General features: G+C 52.8%; 17 protein-coding genes. 9 read left to right on the forward strand and 8 right to left on the reverse strand.

Annotation, left to right across the window (positions count from 1 at the left end; translation table 11 throughout):
* Positions 1-96: 96 nt before the first annotated feature.
* Positions 97-834, reverse strand: a complete 738-nt coding sequence (locus K5Y33_RS18645; RefSeq protein ID WP_101763012.1) for a 1-acylglycerol-3-phosphate O-acyltransferase — start codon at positions 832-834, stop codon at positions 97-99.
* 41 nt (positions 835-875) lie between these two features.
* Complete coding sequence (gene parC, locus K5Y33_RS18650) at positions 876-3,146, reverse strand: DNA topoisomerase IV subunit A (RefSeq protein WP_192236289.1); 2,271 nt, start codon at positions 3,144-3,146, stop codon at positions 876-878.
* Between the two features lie 407 nt (positions 3,147-3,553).
* Here parC and K5Y33_RS18655 point away from each other — a divergent pair, with 407 nt between their 5' ends.
* The 6 genes from K5Y33_RS18655 (at position 3,554) to K5Y33_RS18680 (ending at position 8,899) form a co-directional block, all read left to right on the forward strand.
* On the forward strand, positions 3,554-5,116 hold the full coding sequence (locus tag K5Y33_RS18655) for a transcription antiterminator (RefSeq protein WP_222234871.1): 1,563 nt from the start codon (positions 3,554-3,556) through the stop codon (positions 5,114-5,116).
* Between the two features lie 17 nt (positions 5,117-5,133).
* Positions 5,134-5,604, forward strand: a complete 471-nt coding sequence (locus K5Y33_RS18660) for a PTS sugar transporter subunit IIA (RefSeq protein WP_061720482.1) — start codon at positions 5,134-5,136, stop codon at positions 5,602-5,604.
* Positions 5,605-5,628: 24 nt separating this feature from the next.
* Positions 5,629-5,943, forward strand: a complete 315-nt coding sequence (locus K5Y33_RS18665; protein WP_101763009.1) for a PTS fructose transporter subunit IIB — start codon at positions 5,629-5,631, stop codon at positions 5,941-5,943.
* Positions 5,944-5,954: 11 nt separating this feature from the next.
* On the forward strand, positions 5,955-7,046 hold the full coding sequence (locus K5Y33_RS18670) for a PTS fructose transporter subunit IIC (protein WP_222234873.1): 1,092 nt from the start codon (positions 5,955-5,957) through the stop codon (positions 7,044-7,046).
* Positions 7,047-7,055: 9 nt separating this feature from the next.
* Positions 7,056-7,907, forward strand: coding sequence for a class II fructose-bisphosphate aldolase (locus tag K5Y33_RS18675; protein WP_101763007.1), 852 nt, complete (start codon positions 7,056-7,058; stop codon positions 7,905-7,907).
* Positions 7,908-8,035: 128 nt separating this feature from the next.
* Positions 8,036-8,899, forward strand: coding sequence for a ketose-bisphosphate aldolase (locus K5Y33_RS18680; protein WP_101763006.1), 864 nt, complete (start codon positions 8,036-8,038; stop codon positions 8,897-8,899).
* Positions 8,900-9,037: 138 nt separating this feature from the next.
* Here K5Y33_RS18680 and K5Y33_RS18685 read toward each other — a convergent pair whose 3' ends face one another.
* Positions 9,038-9,802, reverse strand: a complete 765-nt coding sequence (locus K5Y33_RS18685; RefSeq protein WP_222234875.1) for a transporter substrate-binding domain-containing protein — start codon at positions 9,800-9,802, stop codon at positions 9,038-9,040.
* Positions 9,803-9,965: 163 nt separating this feature from the next.
* Here K5Y33_RS18685 and K5Y33_RS18690 point away from each other — a divergent pair, with 163 nt between their 5' ends.
* Together K5Y33_RS18690 and K5Y33_RS18695 are read left to right on the forward strand one after the other, a co-directional pair.
* Positions 9,966-10,544 carry an NAD(P)H-dependent oxidoreductase gene (locus K5Y33_RS18690; protein ID WP_008103382.1) on the forward strand — a complete coding sequence of 193 codons (579 nt, stop codon included), beginning with the start codon at positions 9,966-9,968 and terminating at the stop codon, positions 10,542-10,544.
* Positions 10,545-10,575: 31 nt separating this feature from the next.
* A complete protein-coding gene (locus K5Y33_RS18695) occupies positions 10,576-10,884 on the forward strand; it encodes a putative quinol monooxygenase (RefSeq protein ID WP_008103384.1) in 309 nt (102 codons plus the stop codon).
* Between the two features lie 85 nt (positions 10,885-10,969).
* On the opposite strand, the gene K5Y33_RS18700 is transcribed toward K5Y33_RS18695, so the two are convergent.
* The 4 genes from K5Y33_RS18700 to K5Y33_RS18715 form a co-directional block, all read right to left on the reverse strand.
* Positions 10,970-14,101, reverse strand: a complete 3,132-nt coding sequence (locus K5Y33_RS18700) for an Ig-like domain-containing protein (protein ID WP_222234877.1) — start codon at positions 14,099-14,101, stop codon at positions 10,970-10,972.
* Positions 14,102-14,306: 205 nt separating this feature from the next.
* Complete coding sequence (locus K5Y33_RS18705; RefSeq protein WP_110867302.1) at positions 14,307-15,179, reverse strand: OmpA family protein; 873 nt, start codon at positions 15,177-15,179, stop codon at positions 14,307-14,309.
* A gap of 67 nt (positions 15,180-15,246) precedes the next feature.
* Entirely contained in the window at positions 15,247-17,451 is a 2,205-nt protein-coding gene (locus K5Y33_RS18710; protein WP_222234879.1) for an Ig-like domain-containing protein, read from the reverse strand.
* A gap of 266 nt (positions 17,452-17,717) precedes the next feature.
* Positions 17,718-18,617, reverse strand: a complete 900-nt coding sequence (locus K5Y33_RS18715; protein ID WP_101763001.1) for a LysR substrate-binding domain-containing protein — start codon at positions 18,615-18,617, stop codon at positions 17,718-17,720.
* A 92-nt stretch (positions 18,618-18,709) separates the two neighbouring features.
* Between K5Y33_RS18715 and K5Y33_RS18720 the strand changes: the two genes are divergently transcribed.
* Positions 18,710-20,185, forward strand: coding sequence for a tetratricopeptide repeat protein (locus K5Y33_RS18720; protein WP_222234881.1), 1,476 nt, complete (start codon positions 18,710-18,712; stop codon positions 20,183-20,185).
* A 29-nt stretch (positions 20,186-20,214) separates the two neighbouring features.
* On the opposite strand, the gene parE is transcribed toward K5Y33_RS18720, so the two are convergent.
* On the reverse strand, positions 20,215-22,110 hold the full coding sequence (gene parE / locus K5Y33_RS18725; protein WP_110867305.1) for a DNA topoisomerase IV subunit B: 1,896 nt from the start codon (positions 22,108-22,110) through the stop codon (positions 20,215-20,217).
* Positions 22,111-22,122: the final 12 nt, after the last annotated feature.

Here is a 22,122-nt window from a genome sequence, read left to right on the forward strand (position 1 = left end):
GGCGTGAGGACGCCGTGTCCATGTTGTTCTAATTAATGATGAGTTGCTGTGTGGCTTGAGAACGGGGCAGATGATCACCTGCCCCATTTTGGCTGCTCAGAGTTTACCGTTTTTTTCGCGTTCGGCGACTTCGGCGTTCAATTCTTCCAGTTTAGTCGACATTAATTCACGGCAGTGCGTGGCGAGCTTACGCACCGAGGTGGTGGCAAACTGCGAGGTATCGACCGGCGGCAACATCTCCACAATCACCAAACCGTTGTTCCAGCGGTTCAGCTTGATCTTGTCGTGGGTGTTGGAAACCACAATCGGGATGATCGGCACACCGGCGGCTACCGCTGCATGAAACGCACCGGTTTTGAACGGCAGCAAACCACGACCGCGGCTGCGCGTCCCTTCCGGGAACATCCAGAACGAAATGCGCTTTTTGTTGAACTGTTCCACCAACTCACCGATGGTGCCGTGCGCTTTGGAGCGGTTATCACGGTCAATCAGCAGGTTACCGGTCAGCCAGTAGAGCTGGCCAAAGAACGGAATCCACAGCAGGCTTTTCTTGCCCACGGTCACGGTGGTCGGCTGCACGATTTTGGCCGCCGTGATCATGTCGTAGTTGTTCTGGTGGTTAGCGATATAGATCGCGTTACCGTAATGCGCGGCTTCCGCCGGTTTACGCAGTTCCACTTTGAGACCAAACACCGTCGACAGACGACCGAGCAGATGGCCGAAGGTTGCGACGTGACGCGGATTACGCGGTGAAAACAGACACCAGATACAGCCAACAATACTGACCAGAATCGAATAAACAATAACAATAATTGCTCGTAAAATTAGTAACATAGATTCCTCAAATGGGGCATTCCATCGCCTGAATTACAGCGTTACTCTTCACTCGCGTCGGCTTTCGGACGCGCTGGTGCATTCACTTCTACGCTATCGATGCGTTGCAGGCCACGCGCCACGCTGCCGCGACGACCGCGCTCGGCACGCACTTTCTGCAGATCTTCATCACGCATGATCAGCTTACGTTTACCGACATATACGGTGATTGACGCGCCCGGCGGCAGAATCAGCAACCATTGTAGTTTGTCGGTGCCCGCCGCGGCTTCCGCTGCAGGAATCGAAATGATCTTGTTGCCTTTGCCTTTCGACATCTGCGGCAGATCGCCAACCGGGAACATCAACATGCGTCCGGCCTGGGTAATTGCCAGCAGCATATCATCGCCCGAATGTACCGCCATTGGCGTCATCACTTTGGCGTTTTCCGGCAGCGTCAGCAGCGCTTTACCGGCACGGTTGCGCGACACCAGATCGGCAAAGGTACAGATGAAACCGTAACCGGCGTCAGAGGCCATCAACAGCTTCTGATCGTCGGGCTCCATCAGCACCTGCTCAATCACCGCGCCCGGCGGTGGCGTCAGTTTGCCGGTGAGCGGCTCGCCCTGTCCGCGCGCGGACGGCAATGAGGTCGGATCCAGCGTGTAGCTGCGTCCGGTGGAGTCGATAAAGGCCACCGGCTGATTGCTCTTGCCGCGTGCGGCGGCCAGATAGCTGTCGCCCGCTTTGTAGCTTAAGCCCGCCGGATCGATATCGTGGCCTTTGGCGCTGCGCACCCAGCCCATCTGCGACAGCACGATGGTTACCGGCTCAGCGCTCACCAGCTCGGTTTCGCTCAGCGCTTTGGCTTCTTCGCGCTCGTGCAGCGGCGAACGGCGATCGTCGCCGTAGGTTTGGCTATCGGCCAGCAGCTCTTTCTTCAGCAAATTGCTCATCTTGCGCTCGGACGCCAGAATCGCCTGCAGCTGATCGCGCTCTTTTTCCAGCTCCGCCTGCTCGCCGCGAATCTTCATCTCTTCCAGTTTGGCGAGATGGCGCAGTTTCAGTTCGAGAATCGCTTCGGCCTGGGTTTCACTGATGTCAAAACGCGACATCAGCACCGGCTTCGGCTCATCCTCGGTACGGATGATGTGGATCACTTCATCAATATTGAGGAACGCCACCAGCATACCTTCAAGGATATGCAGGCGACGCAGCACGCGATCTAAACGATAGTTGAGGCGTCGCGTCACGGTATCACGGCGATACACCAGCCATTCAGAGAGGATTTCCAGCAGGTTTTTCACCGCCGGACGGTTATCCAGTCCGATCATATTCAGGTTAACGCGGTAGCTTTTTTCCAGATCGGTGGTGGCAAACAGGTGATTCATCACCTGCTCGAGATCCACGCGATTGGAGCGCGGCACAATCACTAAACGCGTCGGGTTTTCGTGGTTGGACTCATCACGCAGATCTTCCACCATCGGCAGCTTTTTATTGCGCATCTGGTTAGCGATCTGCTCCAGCACGCGTGCGCCCGACACCTGATGCGGCAACGCGGTGATCACCACATCGCCATCTTCTTTTTTCCACACCGCACGCTGGCGAATCGAACCGCGACCGCTCTGATAAATCTTACGGATTTCGCTGCGTGGCGTGATGATCTCCGCTTCGGTCGGGTAATCCGGACCTTGCACAATATCCAGCAGCTCATTCAGCGTGGTTTTCGGGTTGTCGATCAGCTTGACCGCTGCTTCCGCTACTTCGCGCAGGTTATGCGGCGGAATGTCGGTCGCCATCCCCACGGCGATGCCGGTGGTGCCGTTGAGCAGAATGTTGGGCAGACGCGCCGGCAACATCTTCGGCTCCTGCAGGGTGCCGTCGAAGTTCGGGATGTAATCGGACGTGCCCTGACCGAGTTCACCCAGCAGGATTTCAGCGTATTTAGACAGGCGCGATTCGGTGTAACGCATCGCGGCGAAGGATTTTGGATCATCCGGCGCCCCCCAGTTTCCCTGGCCATCCACCAGCGGATAACGGTAGGAGAACGGCTGCGCCATCAACACCATCGCTTCATAACAGGCGCTGTCGCCGTGCGGATGGTATTTACCCAGCACGTCACCAACGGTACGCGCCGATTTTTTGAATTTAGCATTGGAATTGAGACCCAATTCCGACATGGCATACACAATACGGCGCTGCACTGGCTTAAGGCCATCGCCGATGTACGGCAGCGCGCGGTCCATGATCACGTACATGGAGTAGTTCAGGTACGCGTTTTCGGTAAACGTGTGCAGGGCAAGACGCTCTGCACCATCCTGCGTCAATTCGCTCATTCAGCTCGCATCCTCACTTCGTGGCCCGCAACGGCGGGACATCCGGCGGTCATTTGGCGAGGATATTACCTTATTCGTGCGGTTTAGTCACAGAGAAGCCCGTTCAGCAAACAGAATCGTCTTGCATTAAATAGCGTGATATTGGTTGGAAAATTAAAACGGAATGGGAGCCATGTCACAGTGAATATCGGCAATAATCTGTGAGCAACTTCGCAATTAATATCGCGAGGCATTTAGCGTATTAATGGTGTCCGCAAGCCGGGACAACATTTAGTATTGTTGCTTAGTGATTACTCTCCTAAATTCATACTCCACAAGCCCCACATTTTTGCGCGTCTGATTTCTGGCATGGAATAAATATAATCACCAATTAGCCATAAACGTTTTGCCAAAATAAGGGTGAACGAATGCAAATACTGACTTCGCGACAACACCGATTAGTAAAATTGCTGCTGCATCATGCCGCACCGCAGCCGACAAAAGAATTAGCTTTACAGCTTGGCGTGTCGGAGAAAACCATCCAGCGCGATTTGCAGTGGCTGGAGAGTTGGCTTCGCGACTGGTCGCTGCAGCTGGAAAAAATGCCGGGACGCGGCATACGTCTGCGGGTAGACGATCTGCAGCAGCGTCTGCAACTGGAGCAGCAGCTTAACGGCGACGAAAGCAGTTCGGATGCGCTGAGCCACAACAGCCGACGGGTGAAGATTGCCTCGCAGCTGCTGAGTGATGCGCCACGCGCGACTTCAATCAGTAAATTGTCGGAACGCTACTTTATCAGTCATGCGTCAATCGTGAATGACCTGAAGGTGATCGAGGAGTGGCTGCAGCCGCTGGGTTTGGTGCTGCAGCGCGGCCCCGGCGGCACCCACATAGAAGGCAATGAGCAGACGCTGCGCCAGGCGATGGTCTCGCTGATCAATGATGTGATGCAGCAGAACGTCGCCGGCACGCCGCTGCTACCACGCCTCGATCCCGGCAGCCAGCAAGCGCTGGTGCACTATTTTGGCGACGAGGATGTGGCTTTTGTGCAGGCGCTGCTGCAGCAGATGGAGCAGCAACTGAGTTATCCGTTGGGCGACGCGTGGTACCTCAATCTCTGCACCCATATTCTGATCATGATGCATCGCATGGCGCAAGGTAACTCGCTGGCGCTGGAAACCCTGACCAGCGCGCAGGATCTCGATCAGCGCATTCTGAAGATTGCCCAAAACATGGTGGTGCAGATTGAACAGCGCATGTGCTGCGCATTGCCAGCCGATGAAGTGGGTTTTATTTATCAATATATTGTCTCGTCCGGCATTGTGGTAGAAGAGCGTGGCGATAACGCGCCGCTGCATAATCAATTTTCCACCGCTGAATCAGTAAAAATAACCTGTGAATTAATCGATCGATTCGCGTCATTTATTCAGCAGGACTTAGCGCAGGACCGATTATTATTTGAAGGGTTATTAGTTCATATAAAGCCGTTATTAAATCGACTCAAATATCATATTCATATTCGTAATCCGCTGCTGGAGGATATTCAGCAGGAGATGAAGGAAATATTTTCATTAACGCAACAGGCGATGCAATTAACCGCGCGCAGCCAGGGACTTTCATCGGTGGCGGATGACGAAATAGGTTATCTGTGCGTGCATTTCCAGGCAGCGCTGGAGCGACAAATCGCCCACAAACGCATTCTGGTGGTGTGCTCCAGCGGCGTGGGAACCTCGCACCTTTTGAAGAGTCGCATTCTGCGCGCCTTCCCGGATTGGGAGATTGTCGGCGTGGTTTCCGCCAGTAATCACGCGGAGTTTTGCCAGCGAGAAACGGTGGATTTGGTGATTACTACTATTCACCTCAACGCCGGAGCGGTTCCGGCGGTGTATGTCAGCGCCTTTTTTAACGATGACGATATTCGGCGGGTGACTGACGCCATGATTGGCAGCCAGCTGCCCGACGGCGCCTCCTGCGCTTTGGCTGAACATTAATTGAATGAGGATTGATCATGGATATTTCGCGCATTCTGACGCCACGCCGCGTTAACCTGGCGCTGACCGCCACCACCAAAGAGCAAGCGATTCATGAGCTCACCGATTTGCTCTACCACGACGGCGCCATCAGCGACCGCGCTGCCTTTATTGAAGACGTCTGGCTGCGGGAAGCTGAAGGTTCCACCGGCTTCGAAAATCATATCGCCATCCCGCACGGTAAATCCGCCGCGGTGAAACAAACCACGCTCGCCATCGGCCGCACCCAACACGACATTCCGTGGGAAACGCTCGATGGCAGCCAGGTGCGCTGCATCATCCTGTTCGCGGTGCGACTGGAAGATCAGAACACCACCCATATTCGCCTGTTGTCGCAGGTGGCCAGTGCGCTGGCCGATGATGAGGTGATAGCCCAACTGCTGGTGGAAAACGATGCCAGCAATATCATCCGGCTGTTTAGTCAGTACGCCGAAACCGACCTCTGTTAACACCCTAACTCTCTGAGGTGACACATGAATATCGTCTGTGTAGCGGCCTGCACGGCAGGCATCGCGCATACCTATATTGCGCGCGAAAAACTGATTAAAGGGGCCCACGCGCTGGGCCACACCATCCACGTTGAAACTCAGGGCACCATCGGCACCGAAACGGCGCTGACGCAGCAAGATATCGCCGCTGCGGACGTGGTGATCCTCGCCGTTGACGTGAAGATCAAAGGCGAGGAGCGCTTTCAGGGCAAACCCATTGTGCGAGTGAAAACCGAAGTAGTGATCAAATCACCGGTGAAATTCCTCGAAAAAGTGGCGGATTCACTGGCGCGCGCCTGAGGAGATCCATCATGAGTGACAACAAACGTCAGTACGGCCAGGAGATCAAAGGGCATTTGCTTACCGGGATCTCGTGGATGATCCCGCTGATCGTCGCCGCCGGGATCTGCATCGCGCTCGGCCAGGTGATCGGCGGGCCAGATGTCGGCAAACAGACCGGCACCCTCGCGTGGATGCTGAATCAGATCGGCGGTTGGGGCATGGGGCTGATTGTGCCGCTGATCAGCGCGGCGATTGCTTACTCGATTGCCGATCGTCCCGGCTTCGCGCCTGGCCTGATCGTCGGTTTTATCTGCGGGCAGATCGGCACAGGCTTTATCGGCGGCATCTTCGGTGGCTTCCTGGTCGGTTACACCGTGCTGCTGCTGCGCCGCACTATTAAGTTGCCGAAATCGATGCAGGGCTTGATGCCGATTATGGTGCTGCCGGTGCTGAGCACCATCATCGCCGGGCTGCTGATGATGACCTTCATCGGCCAGCCGATTGTCTGGCTGCAGAAGGCGCTGATTGCCCTACTGGAGTCGATGCAAGGCGGTTCGAAATTTGTGATGGGCGCGATCCTCGGCGCGATGGCCACCTTCGACTTCGGCGGTCCGGTGAATAAAACCATGTCGCTGTTCGCCGACGGTATGCTGGTTGATGGCATTTACGGACCGGAAGCGGTGAAGTTTGTCGGCTCAATGATTCCGCCGTTCGGCATCACGCTCTCTTATCTGCTGAGCCGCAACAAATATACCAAAGCGGAAAAAGAGGCGCTAAAAGCCGCCTTCCCGATGGGCATCTGCATGATTACCGAAGGCGTGATTCCGATTGCAGCGCGCGACCTGTTCCGCGTGGTCGGCAGCTGCGTGGTGGCCTCCGCCATCGCCGGTGGGCTGATTATGGTGTGGGGCGTCGGCGCACCGGTGCCGCACGGCGGCATGTTTGTGGTGCCGCTGTTCACCAAACCCTGGATGTTCTGTTTGGCACTCGGTATCGGCACCACGGTGTGCGGCGTGATGCTGTCGGTACTGAAAAAGCCGGTGACGCAGGCGGATGAAGAGTTCGATGACGTGGAAGCCCCCGGCGTCCGCGATGAAGAGATCAAATTCACTCTGGAATAAGGAGCCACCATGTTTGCCATGATGAACGACCTGATTCAGGCCGCCGCCCAACAGCGCTATGCGGTGTTAGCGATCAACTGCTTCAACCTTGAAACCGCGCGCGCCGCCATTCAGGCCGCCGAGCAGCAGCGCGCTCCGCTGATCCTCAACGTTTATCAGGGACACAGCGCGCACTTCCCGCCTGCTGTCGCGGTGCCGTTAGTGCGTGCGCTGGCCGAGACCGCCAGCGTGCCGGTGGCGCTGGCACTCGATCACGGCAAAGCGTTCCCGCTGATTGGTCAGGCGTTTCGCGCTGGTTTTACCGGCTTGATGATCGATGCCTCTTCTGAACCGCTCGCCGAGAACATTCGCCAGACCGCCGCCGTGGTGAAGATGGCGCATACCGCCGGCGTGTGCGTCGAGGGCGAGCTAGGACATATCGCCGATGCGCCAACCTACGAACTGGCTGATGCCTCAGTGAAGATGACGCAGGTGGCCGATGTGCTGCCGTTTATCGAACAGACCGATATCGACCTGCTGGCGATCTCGGTTGGCACCGCGCACGGGCTTTATCCGGCGGGTGTGAAGCCAAAGATCGACTTTCAGCGCTTGCAGGAGTTGCAGGCGGTTTCTTCGCGACCGCTGGCGCTGCACGGCGGATCGGGCACGCCCGCTGAGGATATTCGCCGCGTTAGTGAGTTTGGCGTTGCCAAGATCAACGTCGGCGCGGCGGTGTTTGATGCCGGAAAAATGGCGGTGGAACAGGCCTTGAAGCAGCATCCTCACGCTGAGTTAGCCGATGTGCTTGGGCTGATGGAGTCCGCCTGCCGCGAAGTGGTGGCGGAGTACCTAAGCTGGTCGGGATCGGCGGGCAAGGTTTAGCCATCAGGTTGGTTAGTGTTCGCCATGAATGGCGACACAAGGTCGCATTATCAATTTCACATTCATATCCACTATCGGGTCGGCGCATGCGTCGGCTCCGGTAAACATCACGCTGAGGAAATATTAACATGTTGATTTCAATGAAAGAGATGTTGGCACCGACTCGTGAGCACCGCTACGCGATTGGCGCTTTTAACGTGGCCGACAGCTGCTTTATCCGCGCGGTAGTTGAAGAAGCTGAAGCTACCCATACGCCGGCGATCATTTCCATCCATCCAAGCGAGCTGGAGTTTGTCACTGATGAGTTCTTTGGCTATGTGCGCGAGCGCACGCTGAAAAGCAAAGTGCCGTTCACCATCCACCTCGATCACGGTGCGTCCATTGCTCAGGTGCTGCGCGCTATTCAATGCGGCTTTACCTCAGTGATGATCGATGGTTCATTGCTGCCTTATGAAGAGAACGTGGCGCTGACCAAAGAAGTGGTGAAACTGGCGCATGCGGTGGGCGTTTCGGTGGAAGGTGAACTCGGCACCATCGGCGATACCGGCACTTCAGTGGAAGGCGGCGTGAGTAAAGTGATCTACACCGAACCGGCGCAGGCAGAGGATTTCGTGCAGCGCACCGGTGTAGATACGCTGGCGGTAGCGATTGGCACCGCGCACGGCATCTACCCGAAAGATATGAAGCCTGAGTTGCAGATGCATATCCTCAGAGACATTGCGCAGCGCACCACTATTCCGCTGGTGCTGCACGGCGGTTCAGCAAATCCGGATGCCGAGATCGCGGAAGCGGTGACGCTGGGCGTGGGCAAAATCAATATTTCCAGCGACATGAAGTTCGCCTATTTCGCTAAGCTGCGCGAGATTCTGGCACGCGAAACCTGGTGGGATCCGAATGTGATTTATCCCGATGCCATTGCGGCGGCGAAGGAAGTCATTCGCTACAAAATGAATCTGTTTGGCGGGTTGGGTAAGGCGAGTTTGTATCGCTGAGTTAAGTAGTAAGCCTGGCATCTTCAACGTGCTCGGCAATGCGCAATAAATTGCGCCGCTACGATATGTGCAGATATTAAGTATGGTAATCAGCCACGCGCACATATTTGTAGCGGCGCGATTTGTCGCGCTCTTTTGTTATTTAGTCGCACCCAACCATTGTTTAGCAATCTGCGCGTATTCGCCGGTGGCGGTGCTGAGATGCAGCCATTGATCGACATACAACTTCCAGCTCATATCATCGCGCGGGATCATGTAGGCCTTCTCGCCGTACTGCATCGGTTTGTCCGGATTAATGGCGCACAGCGCGGGATAATGCTGCTGCTGGAACAGCGCTTCAGACGCATCGGTGATCATTACGTCCGCTTTGTTATCCACTAACTGCTGGAAAATCCCCACATTGTCAGCCAGTTGCAGCGTTGCCTGCGGCAGATGGCTGTGCACGAAGGCTTCGTTGGTGCCGCCCGCCGGTTCGATCACGCGCACGCTCGCCTTGTTAATCTGTTCAACCGTCTGATATTTCGCTTTATCAGCACAGCGCACTAGTGGAATTTTTCCATCGATGCCAAGCGGCTGGGCAAACCAGGCGATCTGCTGACGCTTGAGGGTGACCGATACGCCGCCCAATGCGATATCACACTGCCTGGCCACAAAATCATCGCTCAGGGTTTTCCATGTGGTTGGCACCCACTGCACTTTTGCGCCCAGGCTTGCCGCCAGCGATTGCGCCATGCTGATATCCAATCCTTCATATTGGCCATCGCTGCGCAAATAGCTATATGGCTTGTAATCACCGGTGGTACAGACTTTTAAGGTTTTGCTTGCGCGGATGTCATCGAGGTGGGATTGCGCCTGAGCAGCGCCCGTCACCAGAAATAATACACTCAGTATCGCGGTTTTCATGTTTTCTTCTTTTATGGGAGTTGATGTTGGTTTGCTCACGGATTGTTTCATAACCCTGCGTATTATTGCTTTATTAGCAAAAGTGTTGTGATCGATCACGCATTTTTCTCGCTGCTGCGCGCGCGTAGAGTGTGCGGCATCAACGAGAAACGGAGCGGATTACATGAACTTTTTAATTATCGATGGTGGCAAAACCTTCGCCCATTCGAAAGGCGAACTGAACCATACCTTAACTGACGTCGCAGCCAGCCAGTTGCGCGATCTTGGTCATCAGGTACAGGTAACGATTGCCGACAGCGATTACAACGTGGCAGAAGAAGTGCAGAAGTACCTCGACAGCGATGTGGTGATTTATCAAATGCCCGGCTGGTGGATGGGCGAGCCGTGGACAGTAAAAAAGTATATCGATGATGTCTTCACCGAAGGTCACGGTTCACTGTATGCCAGCGATGGCCGCACACGCAGCGATGCCGGTAAAAAATACGGCTCCGGCGGCCTGATTCAGGGTAAGAAATACATGCTGTCATTGACCTGGAACGCTCCGCTGGAAGCCTTTAACGATCCCGAGCAGTTTTTTGAAGGCGTGGGCGTGGACGGTTTGTATCTGCACTTCCACAAGGCCAACCAGTTCCTCGGTATGGAAGGTTTGCCGACCTTTATCTGTAACGACGTGATTAAAATGCCGGACGTACCGCGCGATATCGAACGTTATCGGACTCATCTCAGCCAGATCTTTGCTTAACTGTAAGCACCCAGGGAAAAGAGGAAGCACTATGTTAACCGTCGTTGCAGAGATTTGTGTCAAACCGGGCCGTCGCCAGGTGGTTTTGGATGCGATTAATCAGCTGATTCCTACCGTGCTGGAAGAAGATGGCTGCCATCAATATGACGCATTAGTTGATCATCAGGCGCAAGTGCCGTGGAAACAGAATTCACCCGATTCCATTTTCATGCTGGAGCTGTGGGAATCACTGCGTCATCTGGAGCAGCATCAGCAGATGCCACACATGGATGCGCATCGCGCGTTGATTAAAGATGAAGTGGTCGATGTGAAGATCCTGGTGCTGGAAGCGGCTAAGTAAGTCAATTTACTGTGTTGTTACATATCGTGCATAAAAAAAGCCCCGGTCTTTTGATCGGGGCTTTTGTTTCGCAGCTAATCAGAAATTAGTGCTGTTGTTCCTGCAGCAGGTGCTGTGGAACCATCACTTCAGCATCGCCACCGTTGTTCTGGTAAACGTTATATTCAACGCCTGCCACGGTTACGGTGCCATTTGCCTGGCTCCAGTTATTCACGTCTTCACCTTCCGGCAGGATGTCTTGCAAGGTCACTTCCTGCGCAGAATCCGAAATCATCAACTGCGTTTTACCATTGTCAATGAACAACGAGTCATCGCTCATGGACAGAATATCCGACAGTGACATGCTCATCAGCGCTTCGTTGAATGAGTCTGGGAACAGGTCGCCTGGATCGATAGGCTCTGGTGGTGTAACGTCGACGTTCACATCGAACGATTCTTCACCGGCCACTTCATTACCCGCCGCGTCACGGTAACCGAAGGAGATATGGTAGCTACCTTCAGCCAGTTCTTTGGTATCCAGTGTCCATTTGCCGTTGGTCACCACCGCGCTGCCGATGATTTCGGTACGCGCCGCATCGCCATAGACCACTACCACGGTGCCATCTTCTTTACCGGTACCGTTCAGCTTCATGACCTGACCGTTGATATCAGGAACAATTGGACGAGGATAGCCATCAACGTCAATGAACGTACCACCGGTGTATGTACCAGCCTGAGGCGCGGTCAGATCCACATCAAAGTTGATGCCGTCATTGATCGGGCCTTTCACACCTGAAGCGCTGACAGGTTGAACGCGGATATTGTGCGCACCTTCCGTCAGAGCAGGCAGATCAAAACTCCATTTCCCATCAACCACGGTTGCTGAACCGATCTGCTTATCGCCATCATAGATAATGACTTTAGACCCGTTTTCACCGGTACCGCGCACGGTTGGCGATTTATCATCAGTTACGCCGCCATCGAGGATCTGACCGGTAATTGCACCTACGTCATCCCACAATTCGAAGTCCTTGATTTCGCCCGGCATTTTGGTATCGATAATCAGTTCAATTGGATCGGAACGATCGGAGGTGTTGCCCGCCGGATCGGTAATTTCAACCACCACGTCGTACTCACCATCACCGATTGGATCGGTTGGGGTGACGGTCCAATCACCTTTCTCGTCGACTACGCCGCTACCAATGACCTGCTCTTTTCCGTCTTCATCAATGATGATGATTTCCACAACGTCGCCCGGCGTAGCACCGCCACCGGTGAACTCCGGCTGGGTTTCGTCGGTTGGCGTGCCTGGCTGGATAACGCCCTGCTCATCACCGGTGTTATCGACAATGCCCGGAGCAACCGGTTTTTCAGGTGCAGTCAAATCCACCACGATGGTGACCGGATCTGAGAAGTCTGAACTTTTGCCGGTTTTTGGATCTTCGATTTTGATCTTCAGCTCATGCGAACCTTCTTCCAGAGGATCAAGCTCGATTTCCCATTTGCCATCTTTGCCTACGGTAGCAGAACCAATGACTTTATCTTTATCGTAAACATAAACAATTTCACCCTCTTCACCTGAACCGCGCAGCACTGGGGTATCATCGTTGGTAGCATCACCGCTCACCAGCGGACGCTCTTCTGCACCGTTGTTGGCAACGATCTCTTCGATCTGTGCCGGAGGCAGCGTTTGGGTATCAACAATCACAATGAACTCTTCTGATGGAGCAGAAGCAGCACCACCTTTGGAGACGGAATCTACGCGCAGTGCATGTTTGCCCTCGGCGACATCCAGTTCGTAAGACCATTCACCACGTGAGTTGGCAATAACGGTTGCAACTACTTTTTCACCATCCCAGATACGTACAATGGAACCGGCATCCGCTTTACCCGACAGCGACAGGGTGGTGTCGTCAGTGGTGTCGCCTGATTTCAGCTCACCGGTTACGCGGCCTACGTCATCGTAAACACCTTCCAGTGAAGGCGCTTCAGGTGCAGTAGCATCCAGTTTCAGGATGAAGTTGTCTGATTTCGGACTCATACGACCGTAGCGATCCTGATACGCCACGTTGAAGATATAGGTGTCATCCGTGGTCAGTTCCGGTGTGAAGGTCCAACGACCATCGCCACCTGCTGTCACGCTGCCGATCGGTGCTGAATCCGCACCGTAAATGAAGACCAGCGAGCCTGGTTTAGCCACGCCAGACAGCGTTGGGTTTTTATCGTCGGTGTATTGACCCGAAGTTAAGTGGTCAACATTCCCTACATCGTCAATCACGCGCAGGATTTGCGGCGCTTCGGGTGTTTCAGCTTCAATATGTATAATAAATGTGGTAGCTGGTCCCCAGTTATTAGCGTTGTCGCGAACGCGCGTCTGATAGTAATAAATACCATCTGGCAGCTCTTCAGATTTGAAATGATATTTACCCTCTGAATCAGAACGAATGATATAAACTTCGTTATTTAACGTGATTTGAATTTCGGCGTTTTTGTCCTTAATTGTTCCCGCTTGCTCAATATAACTTTTACTTGTATAGGCCTCATTGGCATTTTTAAATGTGCCGAAATCATGCGTGCCAATTACTGACTCTTCAGATTGCTGTAACTCTGAAGTTGGGCCTTCGGCTTTCACCACCGCGCCCGCTTCAACCACGACCACGAAAGGCGCAGAGGCTGGGCTTTCGTGTTTACCCGCATCTTTAGCCACTACGGTCAGGCTATGTTCGCCATCAGCCAATTCTGGAGTAATTGTCCATGCACCCATGCTATTGGCTTTGACTGACGCAATCGGATCTTTTCCGCCGTTGTCATACAGGTAAACAATCGCGCCCGGCTCCGCTACGCCTGAAATGACAGGCTTATGTTCATCGGTGATTTCGCCCGGATTCAAATTGCCTTTATTGCTGCCAGTGTTGTCCACCACACGCCAGATTTCCGGCGCTTCTGGGGCTTGGGTATCCAGATTTACAATAAAGGACAATGGTGGTGCGCGGTTACCTGCTTTATCGACGGTGATCAACTGCACGGTATGTGAGCCTTCGTCCCAGCCCGCTGGCGGTGTGAAAGACCAATTAGCGTTTTCATCAATAGGTGCTTTGTAAATCACACCATCAATAAGAATTTCAACATAACCACCGGCGTCTTTAGGATCGACCGTTTGACCTATCCAACCAAACTGACTATCGGTGATAGTTTTAATGTCCACTTTTTTTAATGCGTTAATGCTGTTATTTGCCATGATAATATTCCTTTAATATTTAGATTCGTGTTCCGGTTCCCTCCCGGAACGCAAGTATTCTCGACCAGTTAGTGAAATAACCAACACAGGACATGTCTTAATTAATGGTCTTTTAACGAAATCACTAATAGAAACCGGCGGCCGAAAAAAATGGTCTAAATTTTAAAAAATCAGACCATTGGTTAATTTTCAGAAAGTGATAAAACTATTTATTCTCCACACTGATAATTACACGACGTTCGCCTTGATAGCATGCTTTTTGCTGCTTCAGCGAGCCGGTGCACTGCGCCGTGACCTGACTTTCACCCATACTTTGCGAATGAATATGCTCGCTCGCGAGCCCGTTATTAACCAATAATTTCTTGATTGCATCCGCGCGGCGTTGGCCTAACTTGATGTTGCTTTCCTCCTCCCCAATCGGATCGGTAAAGCCGGTGACTATAATGCGCTGTTCGGCTTTATTTTTGCTTTTCAACAAGGTCGCAAATTGTTGAATGGCGCTGTGACCCTGAGCGGAGATATCGGCACTGCTCGCACTACCAAAATTAAACAACAAATCCGATGAAAACTCATAATTATCATAAGACTGTGTAGTTCCAGGCTGGCACGGCACCACCGCTGACGCGCGGGAAAGCAAGTGAGTTTGCTGACGTGTTCCTACTAATTGCTGCTGTGCCTGTTCGCTATCCATCACCAGAGGACGGCCAGAACCGTCAAGGCTGGCAATAATATAATAGGTTTTGCCCGCCGCCAGATTATCGCGCCATGGCTGTTGCTGCTTGCCCTGATAACCCGGCGCATCATCGATATAGCTCCCCAATGAATGTACACCCGGTTTCAGGCAAAACACCGTGTAGCCACCGGTTAATAATGCCGTTTGGAATTCGCCATCAACATAGATGTGTGCTGCTTTATTATTATTATCGTCTGTAGCTCGATAATAAACGATGCGGGTTTGCTCTGAGGCCGCTGCAGGCATGGATTGCCAGGCTTTGCCAAAATTAGATTGCGCTTGGATAGTTGCGCTGATGGACAATGACGCAAGCACCGTGGCAATAGCATATTTTTTAAGTTTCATTATAACTCCAGAAAACAGGCGCCGGACGACGCCTGTTTTTATTCTATTAATCGCAATGATGTGATAATTATTCAGATAAATAATGAATATCTAAATCCTTCAAAGCTGTAATATCGAGAGACATTACGCCGTCCACTGCAGAACTCTTAATATCCGCATCAAAAATCATATTACTCAAAATGCTTTCATCAATATTATTGAGTAATGCAGATTCTTCCTGCGCTTCATTGAATAACGTGTCACCGTTTGCCGAGAGCAGCTCAGATAATTCAACATGGCTAAGTAAATCTGGGAAGAGATCGCCCGGATCGATGGGTTCTGGTGGAAGCGTGTCGATCTCAACTTCAAATGCTTCAGTTTTGGCTGTTACTACGCCCTCAGCATTTTTAAATGCCGCTTCAATCTTGTAAACATCATCAGATAACTCTGGCGTGGAGATACTCCACTTCCCGTTCTCATCTACGACAGAGGAGAGGTAATAATGGTTATTGCTTCCACTGAGCCAGATATAAACAATATCGCCCGCGTTGCCGGAGCCACCCACAAAAATCGTTGAATCATTCACCGCATCGCCGTTAGCAATAGGCTGTTTCCCGATGAAATACTTTTCGCCGTTATCCAACATTTCATCACGATACACGTCGTCAACCGCGCCAGTTACCGGTACATCGGGATTCGGAATCACTTCCTTGCCGGGATCAATAGGGTTATTCGGATCGTTAATTTCGATAATGACTTTTTCTGAAGGCGCAGATTCATTACCTGCTGGATCCATTTCAATAATCTGGAATTCGTGATCGCCATTACCAATGGCTTTTTCTGGGGTGAATTGCCACTTTCCTTCGTCGTCTACAACGGTGCTGCCAATAACCTGGCCGTTATCAATGATTTTAATGATGTCGCCTTTTTCACCGATGCCAGAGAAGGTTGGCGTGCTGTCTTGCGTTTCGCCACCATTTTCAATCAACTTACCTTCATCATCAGCGATGGCACCAATGCCTTTATTTTCTGGTGCTACGGTATCAACCTCGATAATCCAGGCTTCGGAAGGTAGCGATTTATTCCCGACTTCATCCACGACGACGATGCTGAAATCATGTTTACCCTCTGCCAGCGTCGGGCTGGTGTAGGTCCAGTTACCCTCGCTGTCTACTTTGGCAGTGCCCAGCAACTGGCCATCTTTCCAGATTTCAACGGTAGCGCCCGCTTCGGCTTTACCCGCCAGCGTCGGCGTGTTGTCTTTGGTGATGCCATCTTTAACGATCTCTTTCGGCGGATTCACGCTGTCGTCCACCATGCTACCAATGGTGCCCTTGGCAGGGGCGGTCAGATCGATAACGAAGCTCCAGGCCTCGCTTGAATCGCCTACTACGCCACTTTCATTGCGTTCACGTGTGGTGATGCTGTGGCTACCGGCGCCCAATGCTTTACCAGGTGTAAAGGACCATGTGCCGTTTTCACCAACCGTGGTTTCACCAATTTTTGTGCTGCCATCCCAAATTTCAATGACATTCCCTTTGGTGCCCGTGCCGTTCAGTGTCGGCGTGGTGTCGTCGGTACGGCCGCCTTTCGCGATCAATCCGGTAATGCTGCCCACGTCGTCATACAGGCCGTTAACTACCGGGACGTTTACATTGCCGCCGCCGCTGTCGCCGCCACCTTTACCGCCGCCATCACCGCCGCCATCACCGCCCTTCCCGTTGTCCCCACCATTTTGATCGCTGCTGCCGTTTTCGTGAGCGTTTTTATCCTGATACTGCTCTTTGGCTGCCACGTAGCCCAGGCCGGCGGCCGCAGCGATAGCCGCCAATCCGCCTAAAGCGATCAACGCCGGGGACCATTCAAATCCTGAGGCCAGCATGAAACCAGAATCGGTATCAACCGTGCTCTCTCCAAGCGCTAATGCGGTGGTTTCGCCATCAGCCAATGCGGCAGCATCGTGATCGGCATCACCATCGGTAGCGACGTATTCATGCATGGCGCCATCTTCAGCTTTACCAACTAAAGCACCTGATTTAGCAAAAAAGTCTTCGATAATCAGATCTGGTTCGCTGGCGTCGGATCCTTCCAGCATCACCAGCAAATCTTTCCCGACACGCTTAACGGTAATGTTTTCTGGTGCAACGCCGTCATTACCCTGGGTCAGCAAATATTTGCCGTTGGTAATAGCCTGAACTTTTGCAGCTTTACCGTCTTTACCTACACGCAATGCTTCCGCTTTCGTTATTGTTTTTTTATCAATAACCGCAACACTCACGGGCGAAACGTTCATGTTTAATCCCTTCCGTACATTAGATTTTGATTGTGCGATTGCGTACAAGCGCAACAATCTCCCTGGCTTAACCCACCTGTGCGGGCTCAAAGTGAGCGACATAATCGGGAAAGAGAGATTTCCGAGACATAAGAAACGTCCCGTTAGGAAAGAAAAAATTTCCCAACATTGACAGAAAAGTTATTAGTTAATTAACTATATGAATTAAAGCGTTTTTATGAATAAAGATATGAAGATGAAGGGTAAATAATCGAGCAGGAACAAGACTATAACAGATGATTTTCCTGAATTTTTTCGCGTAAAAAACTCAGAAAACAGGTAATGCGCGAGGTAAGGGATTGATTGCGATAATAGACCGCGTGGATGGGTAAACGCTGTTCACGGGTTTCCGTTGCCAAAACCTGTACCAAACGCCCACTCTCGCGATCTTCACGGCTGACAAAATCGGATAAACGTACGATACCTTGCCCAGCTAAAGCCAGTTGACGCAATGTTTCACCACTGGAGGCGGACAGCGTAGGTTTGATACGCAGGAACTCGCCTTCGCGCTGCCAAACCGGCCAGACGTTGTGTACATCAAGCTGACTGAACCCCAACAGCTGATGGTTCGCCAGTGCATCAACGTTTTCCGGTACACCAAACTTTTCAAGATAATCTGGGCTGGCTAACAGGCGTATAGCGCTGCTTCCGAGCACACGCGCACGCAGCGTCGAATCGCGCAGCTCACCGATGCGAATGGCGATGTCCGTTTGCTGCTCCAGCAGATCGATCACAATATCGTCGGTGTTTAATTCCAGCTGAATCAGCGGGTAGCGCTGACGAAACTCCGCCACCAGCGGCACAATGACGTGCAGGGTAAAAGGCGTATTGGCATTGACGCGTAAGCGTCCAGAAGGAATGTCCCGGCGCTGCGCGATCAGTTCTTCCGCCTGTTCAACCGACGCCAGAATCTGCCGCGCATGATCGAGAAAAATCAGCCCCTCTTCGGTCAATGCCAGGCGACGCGTGGTGCGATGCATTAAGGTGGTTTGCAGCTTACCTTCCAGCCGGCTAAGCGCACGGCTTACGCCAGAGCTGGTTTGATCTAACTGCTCCGCGGCTGATGTGATTGATCCGGTATCCACCACCGCAACCCAGGCACGTAACTCTTCCAGTGTTATTTTCAAATTCCCATCCTTAAAGATCGAGACCTGTCTTAGCGCGGTTTCTGGCACTTTTGGCTTAAATTACGCCACTTTATTAGCGGCAGGATATCACAATGCGCCATAAACCTCGGGTGGCTAACGATTTACGTCAGCAACAAGCGGTAACCCAGTTGCTGAAGCAAGGGCGACAGGAAGAAGCCTGGCGTAAGATTCGGGCACACCTGACGCTTGCTCCCTACGATGGCTGGTTCCTTCATGAAGCCGCACGGCTTGCACGGCGCAACGGCGATCTGGATACGGCGCAGCGCTATTATCAGCGGGCGCTAAAACTTGCGCCAAAAGATGCGGGATTACTCAACGGTCTTGGCCTAACCCATTATGACGCCGGGTGCTGGAGCGAGGCGGAAGCCTGTTATCAGGCTGCGCTGCAATCACATATGGGCTATGCCGCCTGTCACAATAACTACGCTATTTTGCTGCATAAACAGCAGCGCTATCACCTTGCTTTAGATCAGTATCGATTGGCGCTGCAAAGCCAGCCAGATTATACCGAAGCCCGCTATGGCATAAGTACGTTGCTAGCGCACATGGGCCAGCTACAAGAAGCAGAAAGTCAGATGCAGCAAGTGCTACAAGTGCGTGACGCCGATCAACGTTGCCGAAATTCGCTCGGCATGGTTCAGCTACAACAAGGCAACTTCGCTGCTGGCTGGTCTAACTATCAGGCGCGTTATGCGTCCGATAATCCCGATCGCTTCTTTACCTTACCGAAACTCCCTATTCGCTACTGGCAAGGAGAGGATCTGCGCGGCAAAACGCTGTTGGTAAGGACCGAGCAAGGCATGGGGGACGAAATTCAGTTTTGTCGTTATCTCACACGCGTTAAAACTGAAAAGCATGCGGTAAAAGTGATCATGCTGGGTAGCAAGTCCTTAAAATCGTTAATGGTTACGCTGCCGTACCTCGATAATTATCTGACACGGGAAGATGTACAACACACGTTGCCACCGGCAGATTACTGGTGCTCTCTACTGGATTTACCGCAGCACTTCCTCAACTCAACACAGCCCTTTAGCGCGCATCATCCCTATCTGTTTAGCTCTGCAGAACAACAGGCGAGGTGGCCGATTAAGGGGAACGGGAAAAAAATTGGTATCGTATGGAAAGGCGCCAGCGGGCATAAGAATGATAGCCAACGATCGCTTGCGCACCTTTCACAGTTTGCACCTTTATTTGACCTGCCTGATATCAACTGGATTAGCTTGCAAAAAGGTGCAGGTGAAGAGGAAATCGCTGACTTCCCACACATACAGCCGCTTGGTGCCCAATTCACTGATTATCAGGATACCGCCGCGGTCATTTCACAACTGGATTTGGTGATTGGTGTAGATACGTCGGTAATCCACTTAGCAGGGGCGATGGGGATACCTTGCTGGGTATTACTTCCCGCCTGGGCGCGAGACTGGCGCTGGTTGGAAAATCGCGATGAATCGCCGTGGTATCCGCAAATGAGATTGTTTGGGCGCGGTCAGGATGAAGCGTGGAGCATGGTTATTACGCGGGTTAAGCAGGCATTACAGCAGCAATAAAACAGGGACGCCGCGGCGTCCCTGTTTTTTTACACTTCGAGGTCGGCTAAATCGCCTTTTTCTTGCAGCCAGTTGCGGCGGTCTTCCGAGCGTTTCTTCGCCAGCAGCATGTCCATCACGCGTAGGGTTTGATCGACATCCTCATCACTGATCGTCAATTGCACCAGGCGACGCGTATTCGGATCAAGCGTGGTTTCGCGCAGCTGCAGCGGGTTCATTTCACCCAAGCCCTTAAAACGCTGCACATTCGGCTTACCTTTCTTGCGCTTCAACTGCTCCAGCACGCCCTCTTTCTCGTCTTCATCCAGGGCATAGTAGACTTCTTTGCCGAGATCGATGCGATAAAGCGGCGGCATCGCCACATACACATGGCCGTGTTGCACCAACGTACGGAAATGCTTCACAAACAGCGCGCACAGCAGCGTGGCAATGTGCAGACCATCGGAATCCGCATCCGCGAGGATACAGATTTTGCCGTAACGCAGCTGGCTCAGATCTTCGCTATCAGGATCGATACCGATCGCCACTGAAATATCATGCACTTCCTGTGAGGCCAACACTTCGTCCGAAGAGACTTCCCAGGTATTGAGGATCTTACCTTTCAGAGGCATGATCGCCTGATAATCACGATCGCGCGCTTGCTTGGCGGAACCGCCCGCAGAATCCCCTTCGACGAGGAATAGTTCGGTTTTGTTCAAATCTTGTGCGGTGCAGTCAGCCAGTTTGCCCGGCAGCGCCGGGCCGCTGGTGAGTTTTTTACGCACCACTTTCTTCGCGGCGCGCATGCGGCGCTGCGCGCTGGAGATTGCCAGCTCGGCCAGCATTTCAGCCGCCTGCACGTTTTGATTCAGCCACAGGCTGAAGGCATCTTTGACCACCGCGGAGACGAATGCCGCACACTGACGCGACGACAGGCGCTCTTTAGTCTGACCGGCAAACTGTGGATCCTGCATCTTCACCGACAGCACATACGCACAGCGATCCCAGATATCTTCTGCCGACAGCTTCACGCCGCGCGGCAGAATATTGCGGTATTCGCAAAACTCGCGCATGGCATCCAGCAAGCCCTGACGCAAACCGTTGACGTGCGTGCCGCCTTGCATGGTTGGGATCAGGTTAACGTAGCTTTCTGTTAGCAGCTCTCCGCCTTCCGGCAGCCACAGCAGCGCCCAATCCACTGCTTCCACATCGCCTGCAAAACTGCCTACAAAGGGTTTTTCCGGCAGCGTGGGTAAGCCGTCAACCGCTTCACACAGGTAATCGGTTAGGCCATCCTGATACATCCAGGTTTGTTCGGTGTCGTTGACCTTGTCTTTAAAAACAATTTCAACGCCCGGACACAGCACGGCTTTGGCTTTTAACAGATGTGATAAACGAGAAACCGAGAAACGCGGGCTATCAAAGAAGCTTTCATCTGGCCAGAAGTGCACGCTGGTACCGGTATTGCGTTTACCGACGGTGCCCGTAACCGTAAGATCCTGCACCTTGTCGCCATTTTCGAAGGCAATCTGGTAGATTTCGCCGTTACGTCGCACGGTAACTTCCACGCGCTTCGACAAGGCGTTAACCACCGAGATCCCGACGCCGTGCAAGCCGCCTGAGAACTGATAGTTTTTGTTGGAGAATTTGCCGCCCGCATGCAGGCGACAAAGAATCAGCTCAACCGCTGGCACGCCTTCTTCCGGATGGATATCCACTGGCATGCCACGACCATCATCAATAACTTCCAGCGACTGGTCGGCATGAAGAATGACTTCCACGCGTTTAGCGTGACCGGCCAGCGCCTCATCGACGCTGTTATCGATCACCTCCTGGCCCAGGTGGTTCGGGCGCGTGGTATCGGTGTACATCCCCGGACGACGACGCACCGGTTCAAGGCCGGTCAGGACCTCAATGGCATCGGCATTATAGCTTGATTGGCTCATCGTAAATGTCTG

It is taken from the genome of Pantoea sp. DY-17 (assembly GCF_019795975.1).
In the GTDB taxonomy this organism is placed as follows: Bacteria; Pseudomonadota; Gammaproteobacteria; order Enterobacterales; family Enterobacteriaceae; genus Pantoea; species Pantoea leporis.